Source organism: Kutzneria viridogrisea DSM 43870 (genome assembly GCF_000525635.1).
Taxonomy (GTDB): domain Bacteria; phylum Actinomycetota; class Actinomycetes; order Mycobacteriales; family Pseudonocardiaceae; genus Kutzneria; species Kutzneria viridogrisea.
In genome coordinates this window covers 7,579,666-7,601,232 of sequence record NZ_CP007155.1, presented here as the reverse complement: position 1 = coordinate 7,601,232, position 21,567 = coordinate 7,579,666, and the positions used below count along the sequence as shown (strand labels likewise).

General features: G+C 71.4%; 22 protein-coding genes. 13 read left to right on the top strand and 9 right to left on the bottom strand.

Annotated features, from left to right (window positions below):
* Positions 1–100: 100 nt before the first annotated feature.
* Positions 101–556, top strand: coding sequence for an RICIN domain-containing protein (locus KALB_RS32860; protein WP_030109671.1), 456 nt, complete (start codon positions 101–103; stop codon positions 554–556).
* Between the two features lie 55 nt (positions 557–611).
* Here KALB_RS32860 and eda read toward each other — a convergent pair whose 3' ends face one another.
* The gene (gene eda / locus KALB_RS32855; protein WP_025359919.1) at positions 612–1,232 is read right to left on the bottom strand and encodes a bifunctional 4-hydroxy-2-oxoglutarate aldolase/2-dehydro-3-deoxy-phosphogluconate aldolase; all 621 of its coding nucleotides are present in this window, start codon (positions 1,230–1,232) and stop codon (positions 612–614) included.
* Positions 1,233–1,242: 10 nt separating this feature from the next.
* Positions 1,243–3,090, bottom strand: coding sequence for a phosphogluconate dehydratase (gene edd, locus KALB_RS32850; protein ID WP_148309748.1), 1,848 nt, complete (start codon positions 3,088–3,090; stop codon positions 1,243–1,245).
* Between the two features lie 239 nt (positions 3,091–3,329).
* Here edd and KALB_RS32845 point away from each other — a divergent pair, with 239 nt between their 5' ends.
* From KALB_RS32845 to KALB_RS32825, 5 genes are read left to right on the top strand one after another with little or no spacing between them, the layout of a single operon-like run.
* Complete coding sequence (locus tag KALB_RS32845) at positions 3,330–3,620, top strand: Rv0250c family protein (protein ID WP_025359917.1); 291 nt, start codon at positions 3,330–3,332, stop codon at positions 3,618–3,620.
* A gap of 42 nt (positions 3,621–3,662) precedes the next feature.
* Entirely contained in the window at positions 3,663–4,451 is a 789-nt protein-coding gene (locus tag KALB_RS32840; RefSeq protein WP_025359916.1) for a succinate dehydrogenase subunit SdhC, read from the top strand.
* A 17-nt stretch (positions 4,452–4,468) separates the two neighbouring features.
* On the top strand, positions 4,469–6,370 hold the full coding sequence (locus tag KALB_RS32835) for a fumarate reductase/succinate dehydrogenase flavoprotein subunit (protein ID WP_025359915.1): 1,902 nt from the start codon (positions 4,469–4,471) through the stop codon (positions 6,368–6,370).
* A gap of 1 nt (position 6,371) precedes the next feature.
* Positions 6,372–7,118: a succinate dehydrogenase/fumarate reductase iron-sulfur subunit gene (locus KALB_RS32830; RefSeq protein ID WP_025359914.1), complete on the top strand. Its 747-nt coding sequence runs from the start codon at positions 6,372–6,374 to the stop codon at positions 7,116–7,118.
* A gap of 49 nt (positions 7,119–7,167) precedes the next feature.
* On the top strand, positions 7,168–8,064 hold the full coding sequence (locus KALB_RS32825; RefSeq protein ID WP_158510863.1) for a transporter substrate-binding domain-containing protein: 897 nt from the start codon (positions 7,168–7,170) through the stop codon (positions 8,062–8,064).
* Between the two features lie 251 nt (positions 8,065–8,315).
* Here the strand turns inward: KALB_RS32825 and KALB_RS32820 are convergent, their stop codons facing one another.
* The 5 genes from KALB_RS32820 to KALB_RS32800 form a co-directional block, all read right to left on the bottom strand.
* Positions 8,316–9,188, bottom strand: a complete 873-nt coding sequence (locus tag KALB_RS32820; RefSeq protein WP_025359912.1) for an amino acid ABC transporter permease — start codon at positions 9,186–9,188, stop codon at positions 8,316–8,318.
* A complete protein-coding gene (locus KALB_RS32815) occupies positions 9,185–9,859 on the bottom strand; it encodes an amino acid ABC transporter permease (RefSeq protein ID WP_025359911.1) in 675 nt (224 codons plus the stop codon). Before KALB_RS32815 ends, KALB_RS32820 begins: the two co-directional genes overlap by 4 nt.
* A 71-nt stretch (positions 9,860–9,930) precedes the next feature.
* Positions 9,931–10,776 (bottom strand): glutamate ABC transporter substrate-binding protein, encoded by an 846-nt coding sequence (locus KALB_RS32810; protein ID WP_025359910.1) that lies wholly within the window; start codon positions 10,774–10,776, stop codon positions 9,931–9,933.
* Between the two features lie 32 nt (positions 10,777–10,808).
* On the bottom strand, positions 10,809–11,537 hold the full coding sequence (locus KALB_RS32805; protein ID WP_025359909.1) for an amino acid ABC transporter ATP-binding protein: 729 nt from the start codon (positions 11,535–11,537) through the stop codon (positions 10,809–10,811).
* A 178-nt stretch (positions 11,538–11,715) separates the two neighbouring features.
* The gene (locus tag KALB_RS32800; RefSeq protein ID WP_025359908.1) at positions 11,716–12,141 is read right to left on the bottom strand and encodes a PaaI family thioesterase; all 426 of its coding nucleotides are present in this window, start codon (positions 12,139–12,141) and stop codon (positions 11,716–11,718) included.
* 99 nt (positions 12,142–12,240) lie between these two features.
* Between KALB_RS32800 and KALB_RS32795 the strand changes: the two genes are divergently transcribed.
* Positions 12,241–12,924 (top strand): response regulator transcription factor, encoded by a 684-nt coding sequence (locus KALB_RS32795; protein ID WP_025359907.1) that lies wholly within the window; start codon positions 12,241–12,243, stop codon positions 12,922–12,924.
* Positions 12,925–14,334: a sensor histidine kinase gene (locus tag KALB_RS32790; protein WP_025359906.1), complete on the top strand. Its 1,410-nt coding sequence runs from the start codon at positions 12,925–12,927 to the stop codon at positions 14,332–14,334. It abuts the gene before it with no gap.
* On the opposite strand, the gene KALB_RS32785 is transcribed toward KALB_RS32790, so the two are convergent.
* Positions 14,320–15,273 carry a TAXI family TRAP transporter solute-binding subunit gene (locus KALB_RS32785; RefSeq protein ID WP_042221038.1) on the bottom strand — a complete coding sequence of 318 codons (954 nt, stop codon included), beginning with the start codon at positions 15,271–15,273 and terminating at the stop codon, positions 14,320–14,322. The two genes, KALB_RS32790 and KALB_RS32785, sit on opposite strands and share 15 nt — an antisense overlap.
* 66 nt (positions 15,274–15,339) lie before the next feature.
* Between KALB_RS32785 and miaB the strand changes: the two genes are divergently transcribed.
* Together miaB and KALB_RS32775 are read left to right on the top strand one after the other, a co-directional pair.
* The gene (miaB, locus tag KALB_RS32780) at positions 15,340–16,809 is read left to right on the top strand and encodes a tRNA (N6-isopentenyl adenosine(37)-C2)-methylthiotransferase MiaB (protein WP_025359904.1); all 1,470 of its coding nucleotides are present in this window, start codon (positions 15,340–15,342) and stop codon (positions 16,807–16,809) included.
* A complete protein-coding gene (locus tag KALB_RS32775; protein WP_035968305.1) occupies positions 16,806–17,258 on the top strand; it encodes an Rv2732c family membrane protein in 453 nt (150 codons plus the stop codon). The genes miaB and KALB_RS32775 overlap by 4 nt, the downstream gene beginning before the upstream one ends.
* A gap of 257 nt (positions 17,259–17,515) precedes the next feature.
* On the opposite strand, the gene KALB_RS32770 is transcribed toward KALB_RS32775, so the two are convergent.
* A complete protein-coding gene (locus KALB_RS32770) occupies positions 17,516–18,874 on the bottom strand; it encodes a DUF349 domain-containing protein (protein ID WP_025359902.1) in 1,359 nt (452 codons plus the stop codon).
* A gap of 188 nt (positions 18,875–19,062) precedes the next feature.
* On the opposite strand from KALB_RS32770, the gene KALB_RS32765 reads away from it, so the two are divergent.
* The 3 genes from KALB_RS32765 to dapF are packed head-to-tail and all read left to right on the top strand — an operon-like array spanning position 19,063 to position 21,501.
* Positions 19,063–19,758, top strand: a complete 696-nt coding sequence (locus tag KALB_RS32765) for a class III extradiol ring-cleavage dioxygenase family protein (RefSeq protein WP_025359901.1) — start codon at positions 19,063–19,065, stop codon at positions 19,756–19,758.
* Positions 19,755–20,654 (top strand): tRNA (adenosine(37)-N6)-dimethylallyltransferase MiaA, encoded by a 900-nt coding sequence (gene miaA / locus KALB_RS32760; RefSeq protein WP_025359900.1) that lies wholly within the window; start codon positions 19,755–19,757, stop codon positions 20,652–20,654. Before KALB_RS32765 ends, miaA begins: the two co-directional genes overlap by 4 nt.
* A 10-nt stretch (positions 20,655–20,664) precedes the next feature.
* Positions 20,665–21,501, top strand: a complete 837-nt coding sequence (dapF, locus tag KALB_RS32755; protein ID WP_025359899.1) for a diaminopimelate epimerase — start codon at positions 20,665–20,667, stop codon at positions 21,499–21,501.
* Positions 21,502–21,567: the final 66 nt, after the last annotated feature.

The following is a 21,567-nucleotide window of genomic DNA, read 5'->3' as shown; positions in this document are numbered from 1 at the left end:
AGGGGGCGATATGCGAATGGGTAACAGCAGCGGTACGCGTCGGTGGAAACTGAGGGCCCGTGCGGTTCCGGTGGTTGCGCTCAGCCTGGGGCTGGTGGGAATGGCCACCGTCCCCGCGCACGCCGAGGAGGACTGGTTCACGGTACGCGTTCAGCACAGCGGGAAATGCCTGGACGTCAGTGGGGCTTCGCGCGAGGACGGCGCGGAGGTGATCCAGTACGAGTGCCACGGTGGTCAAAACCAGCAGTGGTCGCTGAGGCGCGCCGAGAACGGCCGCTTTTCGCTGAGGGTGCGGCACAGCGGGAAGTGCCTGGACGTCGCGGGCGCGTCACTGGCCGATGGCGCGAAGGTGATCCAGTACCGGTGCCACGACGGAACCAACCAACAGTGGGATCGACGGTCGATCGAGAATTCCGGCTTTTCGACGGTGCGTGCCCAGCACAGTGAGAAGTGCCTGGACGTCAAGGGGGCTTCACGGGAGAACGGTGCGGAGGTGATCCAGTACCGGTGCAACGGTGGCCGGAACCAGCAGTGGCAGTTCGTGCTGGCCCGGTAGCGGCCCGGCGCCGCCCGGTCGCCGAGGACCCCTCGACGGCCGGGCGGCGGGGGCCCTACAGCGCCGCCGCCTGCTTGGCCAGTGCCTCGACCTGGGCCCAGTCGCCCGCGGCCAGCGCCGCCTTCGGGGTCAGCCAGGAGCCGCCCACGCAGCCGACGTTGGGCAGCGCGAGGTACTTCGGGGCGCTGTCCGGGGTGATGCCCCCGGTGGGGCAGAACCGCAGGCCCGGCAGCGGGCCGCCGATGGAGCGCAGGTAGTCCACCCCGCCGGCGGCCTCGGCGGGGAAGAACTTCAGCGCGGTCAGGCCCCGCTCGGCCAGCCGCATCGCCTCGGACACGGTGGCGGCCCCTGGCAGGAACGGCAGGCCGGTGGCCTCGACGGCGTCCAGCACGGCCTCGGTGCAGCCGGGGGTCACGAGGAAGCGGGCCCCGGCGTCGGCGGCCTGCCGGGCGTGCTCGGGCGCGGTGATCGTGCCCGCCCCGACCACCAGGTCCGGCACGGCGGCGGCGATGGCGGCCACGGCCGCCAGCGCGACGGGGGTCCGCAGGGTCACCTCGATCACGCCGATGCCGCCGCGCAGCAGCGCCTCGGCGACCGGCACCGCGTGCGTCACCTCGTCGAGCACCACCACCGGCACCACGGGGGACAGGGCGAGCAGGTCAGCTCCGGTCGTCACAGGTCTCTCCTCACTTCCACGCGTTCACGGGAGCCGCGAAGTGCTCCGGGGTCAGCGTGCCGAACACGCTGGCCCCCTCGTCGGCCGGGCCGACCGCGCGGCGCAGCGCGCCGAACAGTTCCCGCCCGGTGCCCATCCAGTCCAGCTCGTGCGGCGGGCCGTCCACCAGCTCGCGCCCGGCCAGTTCCTCCGCCCCGACCAGCACCTCCAGCACGCCCTGCTCGGCGTCGAGCCGGATCACGTCCCCGTCGCGTACCCGGGCCAGCGGCCCGCCGGTCGCGGCCTCGGGGGTCAGCTGGATCGCCGAGGGGATCTTGCCGGAGGCCCCGGACATGCGGCCGTCGGTGATCAGCGCGATCCGGTGCCCCCGGTCCAGCAGCACGCCCAGCGCCGGGGTCAGCCCGTGCAGCTCGGGCATGCCGTTGGCCTGCGGGCCCTGGTTGCGGATCACCACGATCACGTCGGTGTCCAGCTCACCGGCCCGGAACGCCCGCTGGAAGCCGTCCTGGCTGGTGAACACCCGCGCCGGGGCCTGCACCACGCGGTGCTCCGGGGCCACGGCCGACACCTTGATCACGGCCCGGCCCAGGTTGCCGGACAGCATGCGCAGCCCGCCCTCGGCGGCGAACGGCTCGGCGACCGGGCGCAGCACCGCGGGGTCCAGGCTGGTGCGCGGGCCGTCCCGCCACACCAGCTCGTCCCCGTCCAGGAACGGCTCCTGCCGGTACCGGTCCAGACCGGGCCCGGCCACGGTCTGCACGTCGGGGTGCAGGAAACCGGCGTCGAGCAGCTCGCCCACCAGGTACTGCACGCCGCCCGCGGCCTGGAAGTGGTTGATGTCGGCGCTGCCGTTGGGGTAGACCCGCGCCAGCAGCGGGACCGCGGCCGACAGGTCGGCGAAGTCGTCCCAGCTGAGCTGGATCCCGGCCGCGGCGGCCACGGCGGGCAGGTGCAGGGACAGGTTGGTGGAGCCGCCGGTGGCCAGCAGCGCGACCACGCCGTTGACCACGGACTTGACGTCCACGACCTGGCTGATCGAGGCCTTCTCGCGGGCCAGTTCCACCGCGCGGCGCCCGGCCTGCTCGGTCAGCGCGCGGCGCAACGGGGTGCCCGGGTGCACGAAGCTGGCGCCCGGCAGGTGCAGGCCCATCACCTCCACGACCATCTGGTTGGAGTTGGCCGTGCCGTAGAACGTGCAGGTGCCGGGCCCGTGGTAGGAGGCCGACTCGGCCGCCAGCAGGTCCTCGCGGGTGGCCTTGCCCTCGGCGTAGAGCTGGCGGACCCGGGCCTTGTCCTTGTTCGGCAGCCCCGAGGTCATCGGCCCGGCGGGCACCAGGATCGCGGGCAGGTGCCCGAAGGCCAGCGCGCCGATCAGCAGGCCGGGCACGATCTTGTCGCAGACGCCCAGCAGCAGCGCGGCGTCGAACATCTCGTGGGACAGCGCGATGCCGGTGGCCATCGCGATGACCTCGCGGCTGAACAGGGACAGCTCCATGCCCGCGCGGCCCTGGGTGATGCCGTCGCACATGGCGGGCACGCCCCCGGCGAACTGGGCCACCCCGCCCGCCTCGCGCACCGCTGCCTTGATCCAGTCCGGGTACTCGTGCAGCGGCTGGTGGGCCGAGAGCAGGTCGTTGTAGGCCGACACGATGGCCACCCCGGGCTTGACCAGGCCGCGGATGGCCAGCCGGTCGCTGCCCGAGCAGGCGGCGAAGCCGTGCGCCAGGTTGCTGCAGGCCATGCCCGAGCGCGCCGGTGCGTCACCGGCCGCGGCGGACACCCGTTCCAGGTAGGCGGACCTCGTGTGCTCGCTCCGCTCCGCGATCCGCGCGGTGACCTGGGCGACGACGGGGTGCATGCCGTGACTCCTGTCCATGGTGGGGCGGACGGCAGCACTGGCGTCGCGTGACGGCACCCACACTAACCCTGTCACCCGATCGAATCAAAACCGATTCAGTCGTGCCTGCTTTGGGGGCATTGCTGGTTTCACGCGTGTGGCACTTGTCACACAGGGGTGTCTCGGGGCAGAGTCTGCGGCACGGTGCCACTGTGGCGCCGGACACGTTGACGCCTGTGTGTGTCTGGGAGGTGCTGGGGATGCCCACGACTGAGATCGCGAACCTGCGGCGGGCCATCGGACAGCTTCGGCAGTGCATCAGCGCGTTGGAGAACCAGTACGGGGACGCGACCGTGGTCCGCCGGCTGGCCAACGACCTGGAGCGGCTGCACATCGACGCCGAGGACCTGGGCGCCGCGATGCCCGCACCGGCCCCGCGCGCGGCCGACCCACGCGAGGTCGTGGTCGTGCCAGACACCCCGTACGACCCTGACCTGTGGCGTGGCGCCGATGACGAAGGAGTTGGCGGATACCACCCGCACCATCGCTGAGAGTCTGATGACTCCACTCGCAACGGAGCGAACAGAGGAGACATGACGGCAGGCACCACCGCCCCTGGTCGGGCGCGGATCAACGCACGCACTCTGCGTACCGACCGGTGGTGGGTCCAGCCCGCCGTCACGGTCCTCGTGCTGGTCGCGTTCATCATCTACGCCACCGTCCGCGCCTTCGCGAACGGCGACTACTACGCGGCCCCGTACATCTCGCCGTTCTACTCGCCCTGCCTGGCCGCCAACTGCGTGCCGGGCAGCAGCGAGGTGCACCTGCTCGGCAGTTGGTGGGCGCTGTCGCCCGCACTGCTGATCCTGGTCTTCCCGCTGGGCTTCCGGCTGACCTGCTACTACTACCGCAAGGCCTACTACCGCGGGTTCTGGGCCTCGCCGCCCGCCTGCGCGGTGGCCGAGCCGCACGGCAAGTACACCGGTGAGCGCCGCTTCCCGCTGGTGCTCAACAACCTGCACCGGTACTTCTTCTACATCGGCCTGGTGTTCAACGTCATCCTGACCTACGACGCCGTGATCGCGTTCCGGGACGCGGACGGCAACTGGGGTCACATGGGCATGGGCACCCTGGTGTTGCTGGCCAACGCCGCGCTGCTCTGGCTGTACTCGCTGTCCTGCCACTCCTGCCGCCACGCGATGGGCGGCCGGCTCACGCACTTCTCCAAGCACCCGGTGCGTTACAAGGCGTGGACGCTGGTCTCCAGGCTGAACACCCGGCACATGCTCTTCGCCTGGCTGTCGCTGTTCGGGGTGGCACTGGCGGACCTCTACGTGGCGCTGGTCGCCAGCGGTGCCCTCCTCGACGTGAAGTTCTTCTAACCGAATACGGAGTCTTGATGACCGAGCTGGAACGCCACGCTTACGACGTCGTGGTGATCGGTGCCGGTGGCGCTGGCCTGCGCGCGGCGATCGAGGCCCGCCAGCAGGGGCTGCGCACCGCCGTGGTGTGCAAGTCGCTGTTCGGCAAGGCGCACACGGTGATGGCCGAGGGCGGCATCGCGGCGGCCATGGGCAACGTCAACTCGCACGACAGCTGGCAGGTGCACTTCCGCGACACCATGCGCGGCGGCAAGTTCCTGAACAACTGGCGGATGGCCGAGCTGCACGCCAAGGAGGCCCCGGACCGGGTCTGGGAGCTGGAGACCTACGGCGCGCTGTTCGACCGCACCGCCGACGGGCGGATCAGCCAGCGCAACTTCGGCGGGCACGAGTACCCCCGGCTGGCGCACGTGGGCGACCGCACCGGCCTGGAGCTGATCCGCTCGTTGCAGCAGAAGATCGTGTCCCTGCAACAGGAGGACCACGCCGAGACCGGGGACCACGAGTCCCGGCTGAAGGTCTTCGCCGAGTGCACGGTCACCGAGCTGCTGCGCGACGGGGACAAGGTCAGCGGGGCCTTCGCCTACTGGCGGGAGACCGGCCGGTTCGTGCTGTTCGAGGCGCCCGCGGTGGTGCTGGCCACCGGGGGCATCGGCAAGTCCTTCAAGGTGACCTCCAACTCCTGGGAGTACACCGGGGATGGGCACGCGCTGGCCCTGCGCACCGGGGCGTCGCTGATCAACATGGAGTTCGTGCAGTTCCACCCCACCGGCATGGTGTGGCCGCCCAGCGTGAAGGGCATCCTGGTCACCGAGTCGGTGCGCGGGGACGGCGGGGTGCTGCGCAACTCCGAGGGCCGCCGGTTCATGTTCGACTACATCCCCGAGGTCTTCAAGGACAAGTACGCCGACAACGAGGCCGAGGCCGACCGCTGGTACACCGACCCGGACAACAACCGGCGCCCGCCGGAGCTGCTGCCCCGCGACGAGGTGGCCAGGGCGATCAACTCCGAGGTCAAGGCGGGCCGCAACTCCCCGCACGGCGGCGTGTTCCTGGACGTGTCCAGCCGGCTGCCCGCCGAGGAGATCGTGCGCAGGCTGCCGTCCATGCACCACCAGTTCAAGGAACTGGCCGACGTGGACATCACCAAGGAGCCGATGGAGGTCGGGCCCACCTGCCACTACGTGATGGGCGGGGTGGAGGTGGAGCCGGACACCGCGGCCTCCAGCGTGCCCGGCCTGTTCGCCTGCGGGGAGGTCGCGGGCGGCATGCACGGTTCCAACCGGCTGGGCGGCAACTCCCTGTCCGACCTGCTGGTGTTCGGCAGGCGCGCGGGTGCGGGCGCCGCCGGGTACGTGCGGTCGCTGGGGGACAAGCGCCCGGTCATCTCTGAGTCCGATGTGGACGGTGCGGCCGCGCGCGCGGTGGACCCGTTCGCCGAGGGCGGCACCGGGCAGCAGGAGAACCCGTACACGGTGCACACCCAGTTGCAGCAGACGATGAACGACCTGGTCGGCATCATCCGCCGCGGCGGCGAGGTGGAGCAGGCGCTGACCGCGCTGGAGGAGCTCAAGCAGCGCGCCCGCAACGTGGTGGTGGAGGGGCACCGGCAGTTCAACCCCGGCTGGCACCTGGCCATCGACCTGCGCAACATGCTGCTGGTCAGCGAGTGCGTGGCCAAGGCGGCCCTGCTGCGCACCGAGAGCCGCGGCGGCCACACCCGCGAGGACCACCCCAGGATGGACCCGGACTGGCGGCGCCAGCTGCTGGTGTGCCGCGCCGAGGGCGACGGGGTCAGCGTGACGGCCAAGGACCAGATCCCGCTGCGCGAGGACCTGATGGCCCTGTTCGAGTACAGCGAGTTGCAGAAGTACTTCACCACCGGCGAACTCGCCGAGCTGCCCGCGAAGGAGAGCTGACATGGGCTACAAGGCGCGGTTCCGGGTGTGGCGCGGGGATGATGCGGACGGGGACCTGCACGACTACACCGTGGAGGTCAACGAGGGTGAGGTCGTGCTCGACGTCATCCACCGGTTGCAGGCCACCCAGGCCCCGGACCTGGCAGTGCGCTGGAACTGCAAGGCGGGCAAGTGCGGCTCCTGCTCCGCGGAGATCAACGGCAGGCCGCGGCTGCTGTGCATGACCCGGATGTCCACCTTCACCGAGGCCGAGATCGTCACGGTCACCCCGATGCGGACCTTCCCGGTGATCCGCGACCTGGTCACCGACGTCAGCTACAACTACCAGAAGGCCCGCGAGGTGCCCGCGTTCCGCCCGCCCGAGGATCTCGCGCCCGGCGAGTACCGGATGCAGCAGATCGACGTGCAGCGCTCGCAGGAGTTCCGCAAGTGCATCGAGTGCTTCCTGTGCCAGAACACCTGCCACGTGGTGCGCGACCACGAGGACAACAAGACCAACTTCTCCGGTCCGCGCTTCCTGATGCGCATCGCCGAACTGGACATGCACCCGCTGGACACCCACGACAACCGCGCGCAGGAGGCCAAGGAGGACCACGGCCTGGGCTTCTGCAACATCACCAAGTGCTGCACCGAGGTGTGCCCCGAGCACATCAAGATCACTGACAACGCGCTGATCCCGCTCAAGGAGCGGGTCGCCGACCGCAGCTACGACCCGCTCATGCGGCTGTTCCGCAAGCCGAAGAAGTAGGGGCCACTTTCAAGTCGACAGGTCGTGGTTGCGTGTGCACGATGGTGGGGTGATCCGCACCACCGGTGCCCGCGTCGCCGCCGTTCTCGCAGGCTGCGCACTGTTCGCGGGCTGCGCAGGCGGCGACGCGCAGCCCGGGCCGCCACCGGCCACCGCCACGACCACCACGGCCGCGCCCAGCGGGGCCGTGTCCGGCTCACCCACCTACGACCGGATCCACCAGCGCGGCCGGATCACCGTGGCCCTGCGCACCGAGCAGCCCGGGCTGGCGCACCGCGACCCCGCCTCCGGGGACTACTCCGGCTTCGAGGTGGACCTGGCCCGGCTGGTCGCGACCAAGCTGGGCCTGACCGCCGACCAGATCCAGTTCAAGCAGCTTCCCCCCGGTGCGGGCCTGGGCTCGGTCAGTTCCGGTGACGCCGACCTCTACCTGGGCGGCGCCACCGCCGAACAGGGCAGGTCCGCGCAGCTGCTCGCCGCGGGCCCGTACCTCAACGCCCACCTGGGCCTGCTCTACCGTCAGTCCGGCCCCGCCGTCACCGATCCCGCCAGCGCCGCTGGCCGCCGGATCTGCTCGGTCTCCGACTCACCCGCCCAGGCCGCCGCCCGCGCCCTGAAGATCACCGACCCGGACAAGCTGCTCGGCAGCAACTCGCTCGCCGACTGCGTGGACCAGCTCGGCTCCGGCACCGTCGACGCCGTGGTGCAGGACCTGCCCGCCGTGGCCGGTTACGCCGAGTCCGACCCCACCAACCTCGCCGCCGCCGACCTGCCCGGCGGCCAGCCGCTGGACTACGTCGTCCTGCTGCCCGGCAACGACAAGCCGCTGCGCGACCGGATCAACCAGGTCCTGCGCGCGGCCATCGCCGACGGCACCTGGCAGCGCCTCTACGACGCCGCCCTGGCCCGCTCCGGCATCAAGGCCACCCCGCCGACCATCCCGTGACGGCCCGGCCCGCCCCAAACGCCGTGAAGGTGCCGTTCGGGACGTTGAACGCCCTGAACGGCACCTTCATGACATCGCGGCGAGGCAGGGGGCGCCGTGGGCCTCGCTGGCAACGCCGTGAAGGTGCCCTTTGGGACGTTGAACGCCCTGAACGGCACCTTCATGACATCGCGCCACGCCCGCCCCAAACGCCGTGAAGGTGCCGTTCGGGACGTTGAACGTCCTCAACGGCACCTTCACGCCACGCCAGGTCAGGCGGCGGTGGCCGTGCCGACCGCGGCGGTGACGGTCACCTGCGGCGTGGAGCGCGAGCCGCGGGACCAGCGCTTCTGCAACAGGGAAGCGGCCCAGGTCAGCAGCAGGTTGATCACCACGTAGATCGCGCCGATCACGATGTAGGTGGGCACGGCGTTGTTGTAGTTGCCGGAGATCAGGGTGCCGCTGCGGAGCAGGTCGGCAGCGGCCACGGCGGCACCACCCAGGGCGGTGTCCTTGAGGATCACCACGAGCTGGCTCAGGATCGCGGGCAGCATGACCTTCACCGCCTGCGGCAGCAGCACCGACACCATGATCTGGGTCTTGCGCAGGCCCAGGGCGTAGGCGGCCTCGGACTGGCCCTTGGGCAGCGACAGGATCCCGGCGCGGACCACCTCGGCCAGCACGGAGGCGTTGTACAGCACCAGGCCGGTGACCACGGCGTACAGGCCGCGGTTGTCCGAGCCGATGTCGGTGTAGTCGGCGTAGTACTGGTTGGCGAAGATCATCAGGATCAACACCGGGATGGCGCGGAAGAACTCCACCACCACGGCGACGGGGACCCGCACCCAGCGGTGCTCCGACAGCCTGCCGATGCCGAGCACGGCGCCGAACGGCAGCGCGATCACGATGGACAGCGCGGCCGCGAGCAGGGTCAGTTCGAGCCCGGGCAGGATGAAGTTCTCCCACACGTCCGCGTCGAGGAACGGGGTCCACATCGCGGCGGCGAACTGGCCCTTGGCGTCCAGGCCGCGGTAGACGAACCATGCGACCGCGAGCAGCGCGAGGCCGAACACGATGGTGTAGACGACGTTGCGGGCCTTGGCCTTGGGACCGGGCGCGTCGTACAGGACGGACTGGGTACTCATCGCTTCACCGCGACCTTCCTGCCGATCCAGCCCAGCACCAACCCGGTCGGCAGGGTGAGCACGACGAACCCGAGGGCGAACAGGGCCGAGATGGGCAGCAGGTCCGCCTGCTTCTCCACCATCTCCGCCATCAGCAGCGAGGCCTCGGCCACCCCGATGACGCTGGCCACCGTGGTGTTCTTGGTCAGCGCGATCAGCACGTTGGCCAGCGGGGCGACCACCGAGCGCAGCGCCTGCGGCAGCACCACGATGCGCAGCGTCTGGCCGAAGCCCAGCCCCAGCGCGCGGGCCGCCTCGGCCTGCCCGACCGGAACGGTGTTGATGCCCGAGCGGATCGCCTCGCACACGAACGTGGCGGTGTAGAGGGTGAACCCGAGCACGGCCAGCCGGAAGTTGTTGACCTCGAAGAACCCGTGCTCGTTCTTGTCCGCCAGCACCACACCCAGCGTGCTGCTCAGACCGACAGCGCTGAAGGTGATGATCACCGTCAGCGGGATGTTGCGCACCAGGTTCACGTACGCGGTGCCGAACCCGCGCATCAGCGGCACGGGACTGACCCGCATCGCGGCCAGCAGGGTGCCCCAGACCAGCGATCCCACCGCCGACAACACGGTGAGCTGGACGGTCACCCAGAACGCGCCGAGCAGGTCGTACTTGCTCAGGTAGTCCACCGAAGACTCCTCTTGCGGACCGGGGTGCCGGGGCAACGCCCCGGCACCCCGTCTGGTTCAGCGGGTTCGAATCACTTCTCGGTGATCGCGGGGGCGTCCGGGATCTTGTAGCCCGACGGGCCGACGTTGGTCTCCAGGGACTTCTTCCAGTCGCCGGAGTTCTCCATCTTGAGGATGGCGTCGTTGACGGCCTTCTGGGCCTTGGTGTCGCCCTTCTTCAGGCCGACCCCGTACTTCTCGGTGGTGAACGGCTGGCCCACCAGGTCCAGCTTGCCCGGGTACTGGGCGGCGTAACCGGCGAGGATCACGTCGTCGGTGCTGACCGCGTCCACGGTGCCGTTGAGCAGGGCCGAGATGCAGTCGGTGTACTTGCCGTACTGCTGGAGGTTGGCCTCCTTGGAGAACTTGTCCTTGATGTTCTGCGCCGGGGTGGAGCCGGTCACCGAGCAGAGGTTCTTGCCGTTGAGGCTCTCCTTGCCGGTGATGCTGGTGTTGCCCTTCTTGACCAGCAGGTCCTGACCGGCGATGAAGTACGGCCCGGCGAAGTCCACCGACTTCTTGCGGTCGTCGTTGATCGAGTAGGTGGCGACGATGAAGTCCACGTCACCGTTCTTGATCAGGTTCTCCCGCTCCTTGGACTGCGCCTCCTTGAAGGTGACGTTGGCGGCGTCCACGCCCAGCTCCTTGGCGATGTAGCGCGCCACGTCCACGTCGAAGCCCTCGAAGCTGCCGTCCGGCTTCTTCAGGCCCAGGCCGGGCTGGTCGAACTTGATGCCCACGGTCAGCTTCTTGGCGCTGCTGGCCTTGTCGACCAGGCTGTCACTGGCGTCGGCCTTCTTGCCGCCGCCGCACGCGGCCACCGACAGCGCCAGCGCCGTCACCACCGCACCGGCACGAAGAACCCGGCTCAACCGCATTGTTTTCCCTCCGACTGCTGTCTGCACTGAACTCAGTGGCTCAGGATCTTGCCAAGGAAATCCCTGGCCCGCTCGGACTTCGCCGAGGTGAAGAACTCCTCGGGGGTGGTGTCCTCGACGATCTCGCCGTCGGCCATGAACACCACGCGGTCGGCCGCGCGCCGGGCGAAGCCCATCTCGTGGGTCACCACCAGCATCGTCATGCCCTCCCTGGCCAGCGAGGTCATCACGTCCAGCACCTCGTTGACCATCTCCGGGTCCAGCGCCGAGGTGGGCTCGTCGAACAGCATCACCTTGGGCTTCATCGCCAGCGCCCTGGCGATGGCCGCGCGCTGCTGCTGGCCGCCGGACAGCTGCGCGGGCAGCTTGTCGGCCTGGTTGGCGATGCCCACCCGCTCCAGCAGGGCCATGCCCTCCTCGCGGGCCTTCGCCGAGGCGGTGCCGCGCACCTTCACCGGGGCCAGCATGACGTTCTCGAGGATCGTCTTGTGCGCGAACAGGTTGAACGACTGGAACACCATGCCCACGTCGGCGCGCAGGCGGGCCAGCGCCTTGCCCTCGGCGGGCAGCGGCTGGCCGTCCACCTCGATGGTGCCGGAGTCGATCGGCTCCAGCCGGTTGATCGTGCGGCACAGCGTGGACTTGCCCGAACCGGAGGGGCCCAGCACGACCACCACCTGGCCCCGGGGCACCTCCAGGTCGATGGACCGCAGCACGTGCAGCGGTCCGAAGAACTTGTCCACACCGGCCATCCGGATCATGGGCACGGTGCCGGGAGCAGACATCGATCCTCCAGCTACAGGGGGGTGGGGTGTTGGCGGGAAACGTAGGTGTCGCCCACCACACCAGTCCAGGCGGCTTGAGCAAGACTTAGGGTCCCAAGTCTGCATCGTCCACGCAGAGTAGACACGCCCACACCGCCCGAATCGGTCGGGTGCGTTACCGCATCGCCACCACCGACTTGGTCAGCTGCGCGCGGGCGATGACCTGGTCGCCCGCGGTGGCCAGCACGGACAGGAACGCCACGCGGCGCGTGCGGCGGTCCACCGTGCCCACCGCCCGCACCAGCTCGCCTACGGCGGCGGCCGACACGAACTGCGCCGACACCGCGTGCGTCACGGCGTGCTCCGCCACGGTCAGGTGCGGCAGCACGGCCAGGTAGCCGGCCAGCTCCAGCACGGCCTGGAGGGCGGCGGCGTGCAGGCCACCGACCCCGTTGGCCGCGAGCTCGCCGACGGTGAAGCAGACCCCGGCGGGAGGGTCGGCGGGGTCGAGCAGCCGCGCGCCCAGCGCGTGCTGCAGCGGTACGGCCAGCGCGGTCTCGGCGCGCGCGGCCAGTTCCTCTCCGGACAGCTGTGTGCTCACGGGCGGACTGTGCCAGCGCGAGGTGAACGCGGGGCAACCCGGTCACGGCCGAAAGGCGCTCCCGGTAGATTCAGCGCTTCGGACGTGAGGAGGGCCACCGTGCGGGTGTTGCTGGTCGAGGACGACGACCGGGTGGCCGACGCACTGCTGCCCGCGCTGGCCAGGCGCGGGCTGACGGTGGACCGGCTGGCCACCGGGCGTGGCGTGCTGGACCGCCTGCACGGGATCGACGTGGTGCTGCTCGACCTGGGGCTGCCCGACATCGACGGGGTCACCCTGTGCCGGGCGATCCGCGCGGCCAGTGACGTGGCGATCATCGTGGTGTCCGCGCGCGGCGAGGTGGACGACCGGATCCTCGGGCTGCACGCCGGGGCGGACGACTACCTGGTCAAGCCCTACGACGTGGGCGAGCTGGTGGCCAGGGTGCACGCGGTGCGCAGGCGGCGCGGGGACACCGGCGCCAGCTCACCGGGCTCGGTGCACGTTGGCGACGTGGACATCGACCTGGTGCGCCACCAGGTGACCGTGGCGGGCGAGTCGATCGCCCTGTCCCGCAAGGAGTTCCAGGTGCTGGCGCTGGTGGTCGGCGCGGGCGGCGCGGTGTGCACCCGGGAGCGGATCATCGCCGAGGTGTGGGGCCGCAGCTGGGCGGGGGCCAACCGGACCCTGGACGTGCACGTGGCCACCCTGCGCACCAAGCTGGGCAGGCCCGCGCTGGTGGAGACGGTGCGCGGGGTCGGCTACCGGCTGGCCGCCGACGTCGGCGCCGCCGAGGAGGGCTGAGTGCGCACGCGCCTGCTGGGCACCTTCGTCACGGTGGTGGCGATCCTGGTGCTGGCGCTGGGCATCCCGCTCGCGCTGACCGTGGCGGGCACCGAGCGCAGCGCCCTGTTCTCCGACCGGCTGGCCGACACCAGCCGGTACGCCTCGCTGGCCCAGCGCATCGAGCAGGACGGCCAGGTCGGCGGCCTGAAGTCCCAGTTGGACAGCTACCAGTCGGTGTACGGCATCTCGGTGGCGGTGTTCGACCGGGGCGACCGCAACCCCAACTCGGAGTTCACCGAACTCACCGCCTCGGATGGCTCCACCATCAGCGTCGCCGACCCGGTGGTGCACGAGGGGCTGGTGGACGCCCGCTCGGGCAAGCGCCCCGACGAGGGCCCGCTGCTGCTGCCCTGGGACACCGGCCCGATGGTGCTGGCCGAGCCGGTGCTGGTCAACGGCGAGGTGCGCGGGGTGGTGGTGACCAGCTCGCCCACCGGGCCCACCCGCACCGGGATCGCGCTGTGGTGGGTGGCGATCATCGTGGGCGGCCTGCTCGCGGTGGGGGTCGCGGTGCTGGCCTCGCTGCCGCTGGTGCGCTGGATGCTGCGGCCCATCCACAAGCTGGACGGCGCGACCGCCGCGCTGCTGCCCGCCGTGGTCAACGGCCGCAGGGTGGACCCGGTCGGCGCCGACAGCGGCCCCCCGGAGCTGCGCAGGCTCACCAACTCCTTCGACCAGATGGCCGCCAACGTCAGCGACGTGCTGGCCGCGCAGCGGGCGTTCGTGGCCGACGCCTCGCACCAGCTGCGCAACCCGTTGACCGCGCTGCGCCTGCGACTGTCCAACCTGGAGGGTCAGGTGCTGCCGGAGGCGGAGACCCACCAGGTCGCCGCCCTGGAGGAGGCCGACCGGCTGAACCGGATCCTGGACGAGCTGCTGGCCATGGCCCGCGCCGAGTCCAGCTCGGTGGACCCGGTGCCGGTGCGGGTGGACGAGGTGGTCAGCGCCCGGCTGCGGGCCTGGCAGGCGGTGGCCACGGCCCGGGACGTGGCCCTGGTGCTCGACGGCGAGCCGGTTGGCACCGCGCTCGCGCCGCCCCGCGCCCTGGAGACCACGCTGGACGCCTTGCTGGACAACGCCTTGAAGTTCACCGAGGAGGGCTCGATGGTGCGCGTGGACGTGCGCGCCGACGGGAAGCGGGCGCGGTTCTCGGTCCGCGACCACGGGCCGGGCCTGCAACCGGAGGAGCTGGAGCGGGCCACCGACCGGTTCTGGCGCAGCCAGGCGCACCAGAACATGCGCGGTTCCGGGCTGGGGCTGGCCATCGTGCGGCTGCTGGTGGAGCGGGTCGAGGGCACCGTGGTGCTGGACCTGCCCGAGGGTGGCGGCCTGCGGGTGCGCTTCGACCTGCCGCTACTGCTTGACTGAGCGGTAGTACTCCAGCGCCCCGTCGTGCAGCGTGATCGGTGAGGTCTCGATGGCCGCGCGCACGTCCAGCAGTTGCGCCGCCAGCTTCACCACCTGGTTGCCGTCCTCGGCGAGCGTGGGCTGCGCATCGAACAGCGCCCGCACCAGCGCCCGCGCCTCGTCGGCGGGCATGTCCTGGCGCACCATCAGCAGGTTGTGCACCACCAGCGTGGTCACCGAGTCGGCCATGTTCGCGTAGGCGGTCTTGGGCACGGTCGCCGCGTCGTAGTACGAGTACTTGTTGCGGACCTGCTTGACCAGTTCCTCCAGGTTCACCAGCCGCAGCCGCTCGCCCTTGGCCAGTGCGTTGGTGATCGCCGGGGTGGGCAGGCCGCCGGACCAGAAGAAGGCGTCCACCTGGTTGGCCGCCAGCGCGTCCAGCGAGGGTTGCAGGGCCAGCTGCACCTGGGTGGTGCCGGTGGCGGGGGTCAGCCCGGCCAGTTCCAGCAGGTTCCTGGCCACCACGGTCACCCCGGAGTCCGTGCCGCCCACCGAGACCCGCTTGCCGCGCAGGTCGGACATGCGCTCGATGCCCGAGTCCGCGCGGGCGACCACCTGGATGTAGTCGTCGTAGATGCGGCCCAGCGCGCGCAGCGGCGTGCCGGGCAGCTGCTTGGCCTCGTCCTTGGACGCCGCGTCGGCGGCCACCAGCGCCACGTCGGCCTTGCCCTCGTGCAACTGGTTGAGGTTGTCCACCGAGCCCTGGGTGCTGCTGGTGCTGGCGTTGATCCCCAGCGCGCTGTGCCAGGTGTCGGCGAGCTTGCTGCCCAGCTGGAAGTACACCCCGGAGCTGTTGCCGGTGGCGATGCGCAACTGCTGCCCGGCCAGGTCGGGCTGGCAGGCCGCGAGCAGCACGAGCAGTGCGAGGACCGCGGTCAGCCTGGGCACGAGTGGTGGCACCCGCCAATACTGCCAGCTCGGCGTTCTACCCTGGGGTGCAGCGGTGCGATGGGAAGAAGGAATGGTGTGACGCGGAGCTACGAGATCCGTACGTTCGGTTGTCAGATGAACGTGCACGACTCCGAGCGGCTGGCCGGAATGCTGGAAGACGCCGGTTACCGGCCAGTCGACTCGGGCGCCGCGCCCGACGTGGTGGTGTTCAACACCTGCGCGGTCCGCGAGAACGCCGACAACAAGCTCTACGGCACGCTCGGGCACCTGCGGCCGATGAAGCAGGCCAACCCGGACATGCAGATCGCCGTGGGCGGCTGCCTGGCGCAGAAGGACCGCGGGGACATCATCGAGCGCGCGCCCTGGGTGGACGTGGTGTTCGGCACGCACAACCTCGGCTCGCTGCCCACCCTGCTCGACCGGGCGCGGCACAACGCCGCCGCCGAGGTGGAGATCCTGGAGTCGCTGGAGACCTTCCCGTCCACCCTGCCCGCGCGCCGCGACTCGGCGTACTCGGGCTGGGTGTCGATCTCCGTGGGCTGCAACAACACCTGCACCTTCTGCATCGTGCCCTCGCTGCGCGGCAAGGAGCGCGACCGGCGGCCCGGCGAGATCCTCGCCGAGGTGCAGGCCCTGGTCGCCGAGGGGGTGCTGGAGGTGACCCTGCTCGGCCAGAACGTCAACTCCTACGGGGTGGAGTTCGGCGACCGGCTGGCCTTCGGCAAGCTGCTGCGCGCCTGCGGTGAGGTCGAGGGCCTGGAGCGGGTCCGGTTCACCTCCCCGCACCCCAAGGACTTCACCGAGGACGTCATCGCCGCCATGGCCGAGACGCCCAACGTCTGCCACCAGCTGCACATGCCGTTGCAGTCCGGGTCGGACCGGGTGCTCAAGGAGATGCGGCGCTCCTACCGCACCGGGCGGTACCTGGACATCCTGGACAAGGTGCGGGCCGCCATGCCCGACGCCGCCATCACCACCGACATCATCGTCGGCTTCCCCGGTGAGACCGAGGAGGACTTCCAGGGCACCCTGGACGTGGTGCGCCAGGCCCGGTTCTCCAGCGCCTTCACCTTCCAGTACTCCAAGCGGCCCGGCACGCCCGCCGCCGAGATGGCCGGGCAGCTGCCCAAGGAGGTCGTGCAGGAGCGCTTCGAGCGGCTGATCGCCGTGCAGGAGGAGGTCTCCTGGGCGGAGAACAAGAAGCTCGTGGGCAGCACGGTGGAGCTGCTCGTGGCGGCGGGGGAGGGCCGCAAGGACTCCGAGACCCGGCGGATGAGCGGTCGTGGCCGCGACGGCAGGCTGGTGCACTTCACCGCCACCGAGGGCGTGCGGCCCGGGGACGTGGTGCACACCACGGTCACCTACGCGGCCCCGCACTACCTGGTCGCCGACGGGGAGCTGCTCGGCCACCGGCGCACCAGGGCCGGGGACAACACCGAGGCCGGGCTGCGGCCCAAGACCTCCGGGGTCAGCCTGGGGCTGCCCGCCTTCGGGGCGCCCCCGCCTGCGGCCGTGCCCGCGGCAGGAGGATGCTCGGCGTCATGACGATGCGGCGTACAGCCCCGCTCCGGCGGATCGACCCCGGGGCCCGCGCGATGGTCGTGGCCGTGTGCGTGCTGGTCCTGCTGGTCGCCGCGCTGCTGCCCTGGGTGGCGGGCACCAGCGGCTGGCAGGTCCTGTTCAACCCCAGTGCGGGCATCGGCATGGTGCCCCGGCTGTTCGCGGTCTGCGCCCTGCTGTTCGGCGTGCTGGCCGGTGGGCTCGCACTGACCAGCAGGCTGTGGGCCCTGGCCTGGATCTCGTCGGCGGGCTGCGGGTTCGCCACGATCACCGGCCTGCTCGCGATCTGGTCCCAGCAGTCCAGCGCCAGCCACCAGCCCGGCCCGGGCCCCGGCATCGGCCTGCTGCTCGCGGCGGTGACGGTGCTGGTGCTGACCGTGCAGTGGGTGAAGATCACCTTCAACCGCCAGGCCGACCCGGCGGACCGGGACTGACCCGCACCAGAGCGGGACTCGCGCTGCTGGAACGGAACAGCGCGTGTCGGCGTCTCCGGCACCGCGTGTCGGCGCTGGCGGTACGAACGCCCACTGGATGGGAATTCGCACCGGAGGCGCCGACACGCGCCACACGAAGCGCCGACACGCGCTGCCTTTCCGCCCGCTGGTGTTCCGCCCGCGGGTGAAGACGCCGCTGGGCGGGACACGCGCTCGACAACCCCGCGTGTCCCGCCCAGCGGCGGCCTGAGTCCCGCTCAGCGGGTGGCGACTGCCTTCTCCGCGGCCTCCAGCCACTCACGCCACTGCGCGGCCTGCGCCTCGGCCTGGTCGGCCCGGCGCTTGTCGCCCGCGTTGCGCGCCTTCTCCGCCTGCGCCTCGAACTGGTTCACCCGCTCGCGGAACTGCGCGACCCTGGCCTCCGCCTCGGGGTCGGTGCGCCGCCACTGGGCGTCCACGGCCCCGCGCACCCGCTCCTCGACCGCGCGCAGCCGACCCTCCAGCTCGCGCACCCGCTCGCGGGGCACCTTGCCGATCTGGTCCCAGCGCTCCTGGAGCTTGTACAGCGCCTGACGGGCCGCCTCCAGCCCGGTGGCCGGGTCGATCTGCTCGGCCTCGGCCAGCAGGGCCTCCTTGGCCTTGGCGTTGTCGCCGAACTCGGCGTCCCGCTCGTCGAAGGCCGCCGAGCGGCGCGCGAAGAACTTGTCCTGCGCGGCGCGGAAGGCCTGCCACAGCGCGTCGTCGGACTCCTTGGGCGCGCGGCCCGCGGCCTTCCACTCGACCATGAGCTCCTTGTAGCGCCCGGCCGTCGCGCCCCAGTCCTCCGAGGACGAGAGCTGCTCGGCCTCGTCGACCAGCTCCTGCTTGCGCGTCTTGGCGGTGGCCCGCTGCCGGTCCAGCTCCGCGAAGTGCGCCCCACGACGGCGGTTGAACGCGTCCCGGGCCTTGGAGAACCGGCGCCACAGCTGCTCGTCGGTCTTGCGGTCCACACCCCGGATCGTCTTCCACTCGTCCAGGATCGTGCGCAGCCGGTCGCCGGCGACCTTCCACTGGGTGGACTCGTTGGCCAGTGCCTCGGCCTCCTCCACCAGCTTCTGCTTGCGCGCCGCCGACTCGGCGCGGGCCGCGTCCTTGGCCGCCCGTGCCTTCTCGACCGCCTTCTCCGCGGCACCGATCACGTGCGCGACCCGCGCGGTCAGCGCGGCGATGTCGCCGACCACCGCGGCGTCGACCAACGCCTGCTGCACATGCTTGGCACTGGTAAGCGCCTGCTTCGGGTCACCGGCCCCGGAGCCCAGCCGGGCCTCCAGCAGCTCCACCTCGGTCCGCATGTCGTCGAAGCGGCGCGCGAAGTGCGCCAGCCCCTCGGCGGGCTCACCGGCCTGCCACGAGCCGACCTCGCGCTCGCCGTCCTCGGTGCGGACGTAGACCTTGCCCTCCGCGTCCACCCTGCCCCACTTGGTGGGGTCCTCCGAGGCAACCGCCACCGGGGGCGGGGTCGCCTGCGCGCCCGAGGGCAGGATCGCGGTCCCCGCCTCAGCCTGCGGCGCCTGCTCGGCCACCACCGCTGCCACCTGCTCGACCCCGCTCTGGGGGGTCTTCTCCTGCTCCGTCATCGCCGGCTTCCTCCTCGCCTGCACACCTTGAGCCCGTGCCCGGCACGAGCGCCCCGCCGCTGGCGGGGCCCAGCACCCCGGTACCTCGAACGCGAGGGTCCGAATACCTTCGCGAGGCATTCAAACAGGTCAGGCCGCGCCCCGGTACTCCGACCGGTGAACACGGTCGCCGGGTAGCGTGCCGTGACGTGATCGTGAGCGTTGCCGCAGTGCCCCACCCACCGCTGTTGCTACCCGAACTGGTGACCGGGGCGGTGACCGACACCGGCGCGCTGCGGGCCGCCTGCGTGCGCGCGGCCAAGCAGCTCGCGCAGGCCGCACCGACCTGGATCGCGGTCTCCAGCGGCTCGCTGACCTGCGGAAACACCCTCGGCACCTTCCGGGGCTACGGGGTGGACGTGATCGTCTCGCTGACCGCCGACCCCGCCGGGACGACCCCCGACCCGGCCATGCCGCTGCCCCTGCTGGTGGCCGCCTGGCTGCGGGGCGAGGCCGCGGCCGACCACGTGCGCCCCGAACTGGTCGACCCGGCCGCCCCCGTGGCCGAGCGCCTCGCCCTGGGCGAACGGCTGGCCGCCAGCGAGGGCGAGGTGGGCCTGCTCGTGCTCGGCGACGGCTCGAACCGGCACCCCGGACCGGCCGGGCACGCGGACGAGCGGGCCCCCGGCTACGACGCGCTGGTGAGCCGCGCGCTGGCCGAGGCCGACCCCGAGGCGCTGCTGGACCTGGACCCCGAGCTGGCGGCGGAGTTGAACGTCACGGGTCTGCCCGCCTGGCAGGTGCTCGCGGGTGTGGCCCGGCACGGTGGGCGCCGCTGGCGCGCGGAACTGCTCTACTCCCAGGCCCCGTACGGGGTCGGCTACCACGTGGCGGTGTGGTCGTGAGGGCGGTCGCCGTGGTGGGTCCGACCGCGACCGGCAAGTCGGAACTGGGCGTGCGGCTGGCCCAGCGGCTGGGCGGCGAGGTGGTCAACGCGGACGCCATGCAGCTGTACCGGGGCATGGACATCGGCACCGCCAAGGTCACCGAGCAGGAGCGGGCCGGGGTGCCGCACCACCTGCTGGACGTGCTGGAGGTGACCGAGGCCGCCTCGGTGGCGGCCTACCAGCGGGAGACCAGGGCGGTGGTGGAGGACCTGCTCGCCAGGGGGCGCACGCCGGTGCTGGTGGGCGGCTCGGGGCTGTACGTGCAGGCCGTGCTGGACGACCTTGAGTTCCCCGGCACCGACCCGCTCATCCGCGCGCGGCTGGAGGCCGAGCTGGCCGAGGTGGGCCCCGCCGAGCTGCACCGCAGGCTCACCGAGTCCGACCCGGTGGCGGCGGGCGCCATCCTGGCCAGCAACGGCCGCCGGGTGGTGCGCGCGCTGGAGGTCATCGAGCTGACCGGGCGGCCGTTCTCCGCGAGCATGCCCAAGCCGGGGCCCGCCCGGTACGGCACCGTCCTGATCGGCGTGGACCGCGAGGTGGCCGAGCTGGACTCGCGGGTGGACCTGCGGGTGCGGCGCATGTTCGCGGCCGGTCTGGTCGAGGAGACCCGCGAGCTGGCGGCCAGGGGGCTGCGCGAGGGGCGCACCGCGGCTCGCGCACTGGGCTACCAGCAGGTGCTGGCCGCCTTCGACGGCGAGTACGACATGGACACCGCCGCGGCCGAGACCGCCCGCGCCACAAGGCGTTTCGTGCGCAGACAGCGGTCCTGGTTCCGCCGCGACGCCAGGGTCACGTGGTTCGACGCGGCCCGCCCCGACCTGCTCGACGCCGTGCTCACCCGACTGGACCAGTAACCTGGGCGGTGTGGGTGTTGAGTTCGTCAAGGGGCACGGCACGGAGAACGACTTCGTGATCCTGCCCGACCTGGATGGCACGCTGGAACTGACCGACGAGCGGGTGCGTGCGCTGTGCGACCGCAGCCGGGGCATCGGCGCGGACGGCGTGCTGCGAGTCGTGCCCGGCAAACTGCTGCCCGACCTGCCGTCCGGAGTGGACGGCGACGCCTGGTTCATGGACTACCGCAACGCCGACGGCTCGATCGCCGAGATGTGCGGCAACGGGGTGCGGGTCTTCGCCAACTACCTGGTCTTCGCAGGGCTGGCCGAGGTGGGCGAGTTCGTCGTGGGCACCCGTGCGGGCGACCGGCCGGTGGTGGTGCACCCGGACGGGCAGGTCACCGTCCAGATGGGACCGGCCCGCGTGTTCGGCGAGTCCACCGCGACCCTGCACGGCCGGGAGTTCCCCGGTGTCTGCGTGGACGTGGGCAACCCGCACCTGGTCTGCGTCACCGAGCAGGACCTGGCCGGGCTGGACCTGACGACCCCGCCCGCGTACGACCCCGCCGTGTACCCGAACGGGGTCAACGTCGAGTTCGTCGCCGACCTGGGCCCCGGCGCGCTGCGCATGCGCGTGCACGAGCGCGGGGTCGGCGAGACCCGTTCCTGTGGCACCGGCACGGTCGCCGTGCTCGCCGGGTACCTGCACCTGCACGGGCGCCAGTCCGGTCAGTCCACTGTGGACGTCCCGGGTGGACGGGTCGTGATCACCGTCGAGCCGGGCGCCAGCACGCTCACCGGCCCCGCGGTGCTGGTGGCCAGCGGGGAGCTCAGCGCGGACTGGTGGGCCGCGGCTGCTCGGTAGGTAGGTCGAGGAGGGGTGGCGCGTGTTCGTTTTTTTCGGATAGCCTGGTGTTGCCTCGCCGCCCAG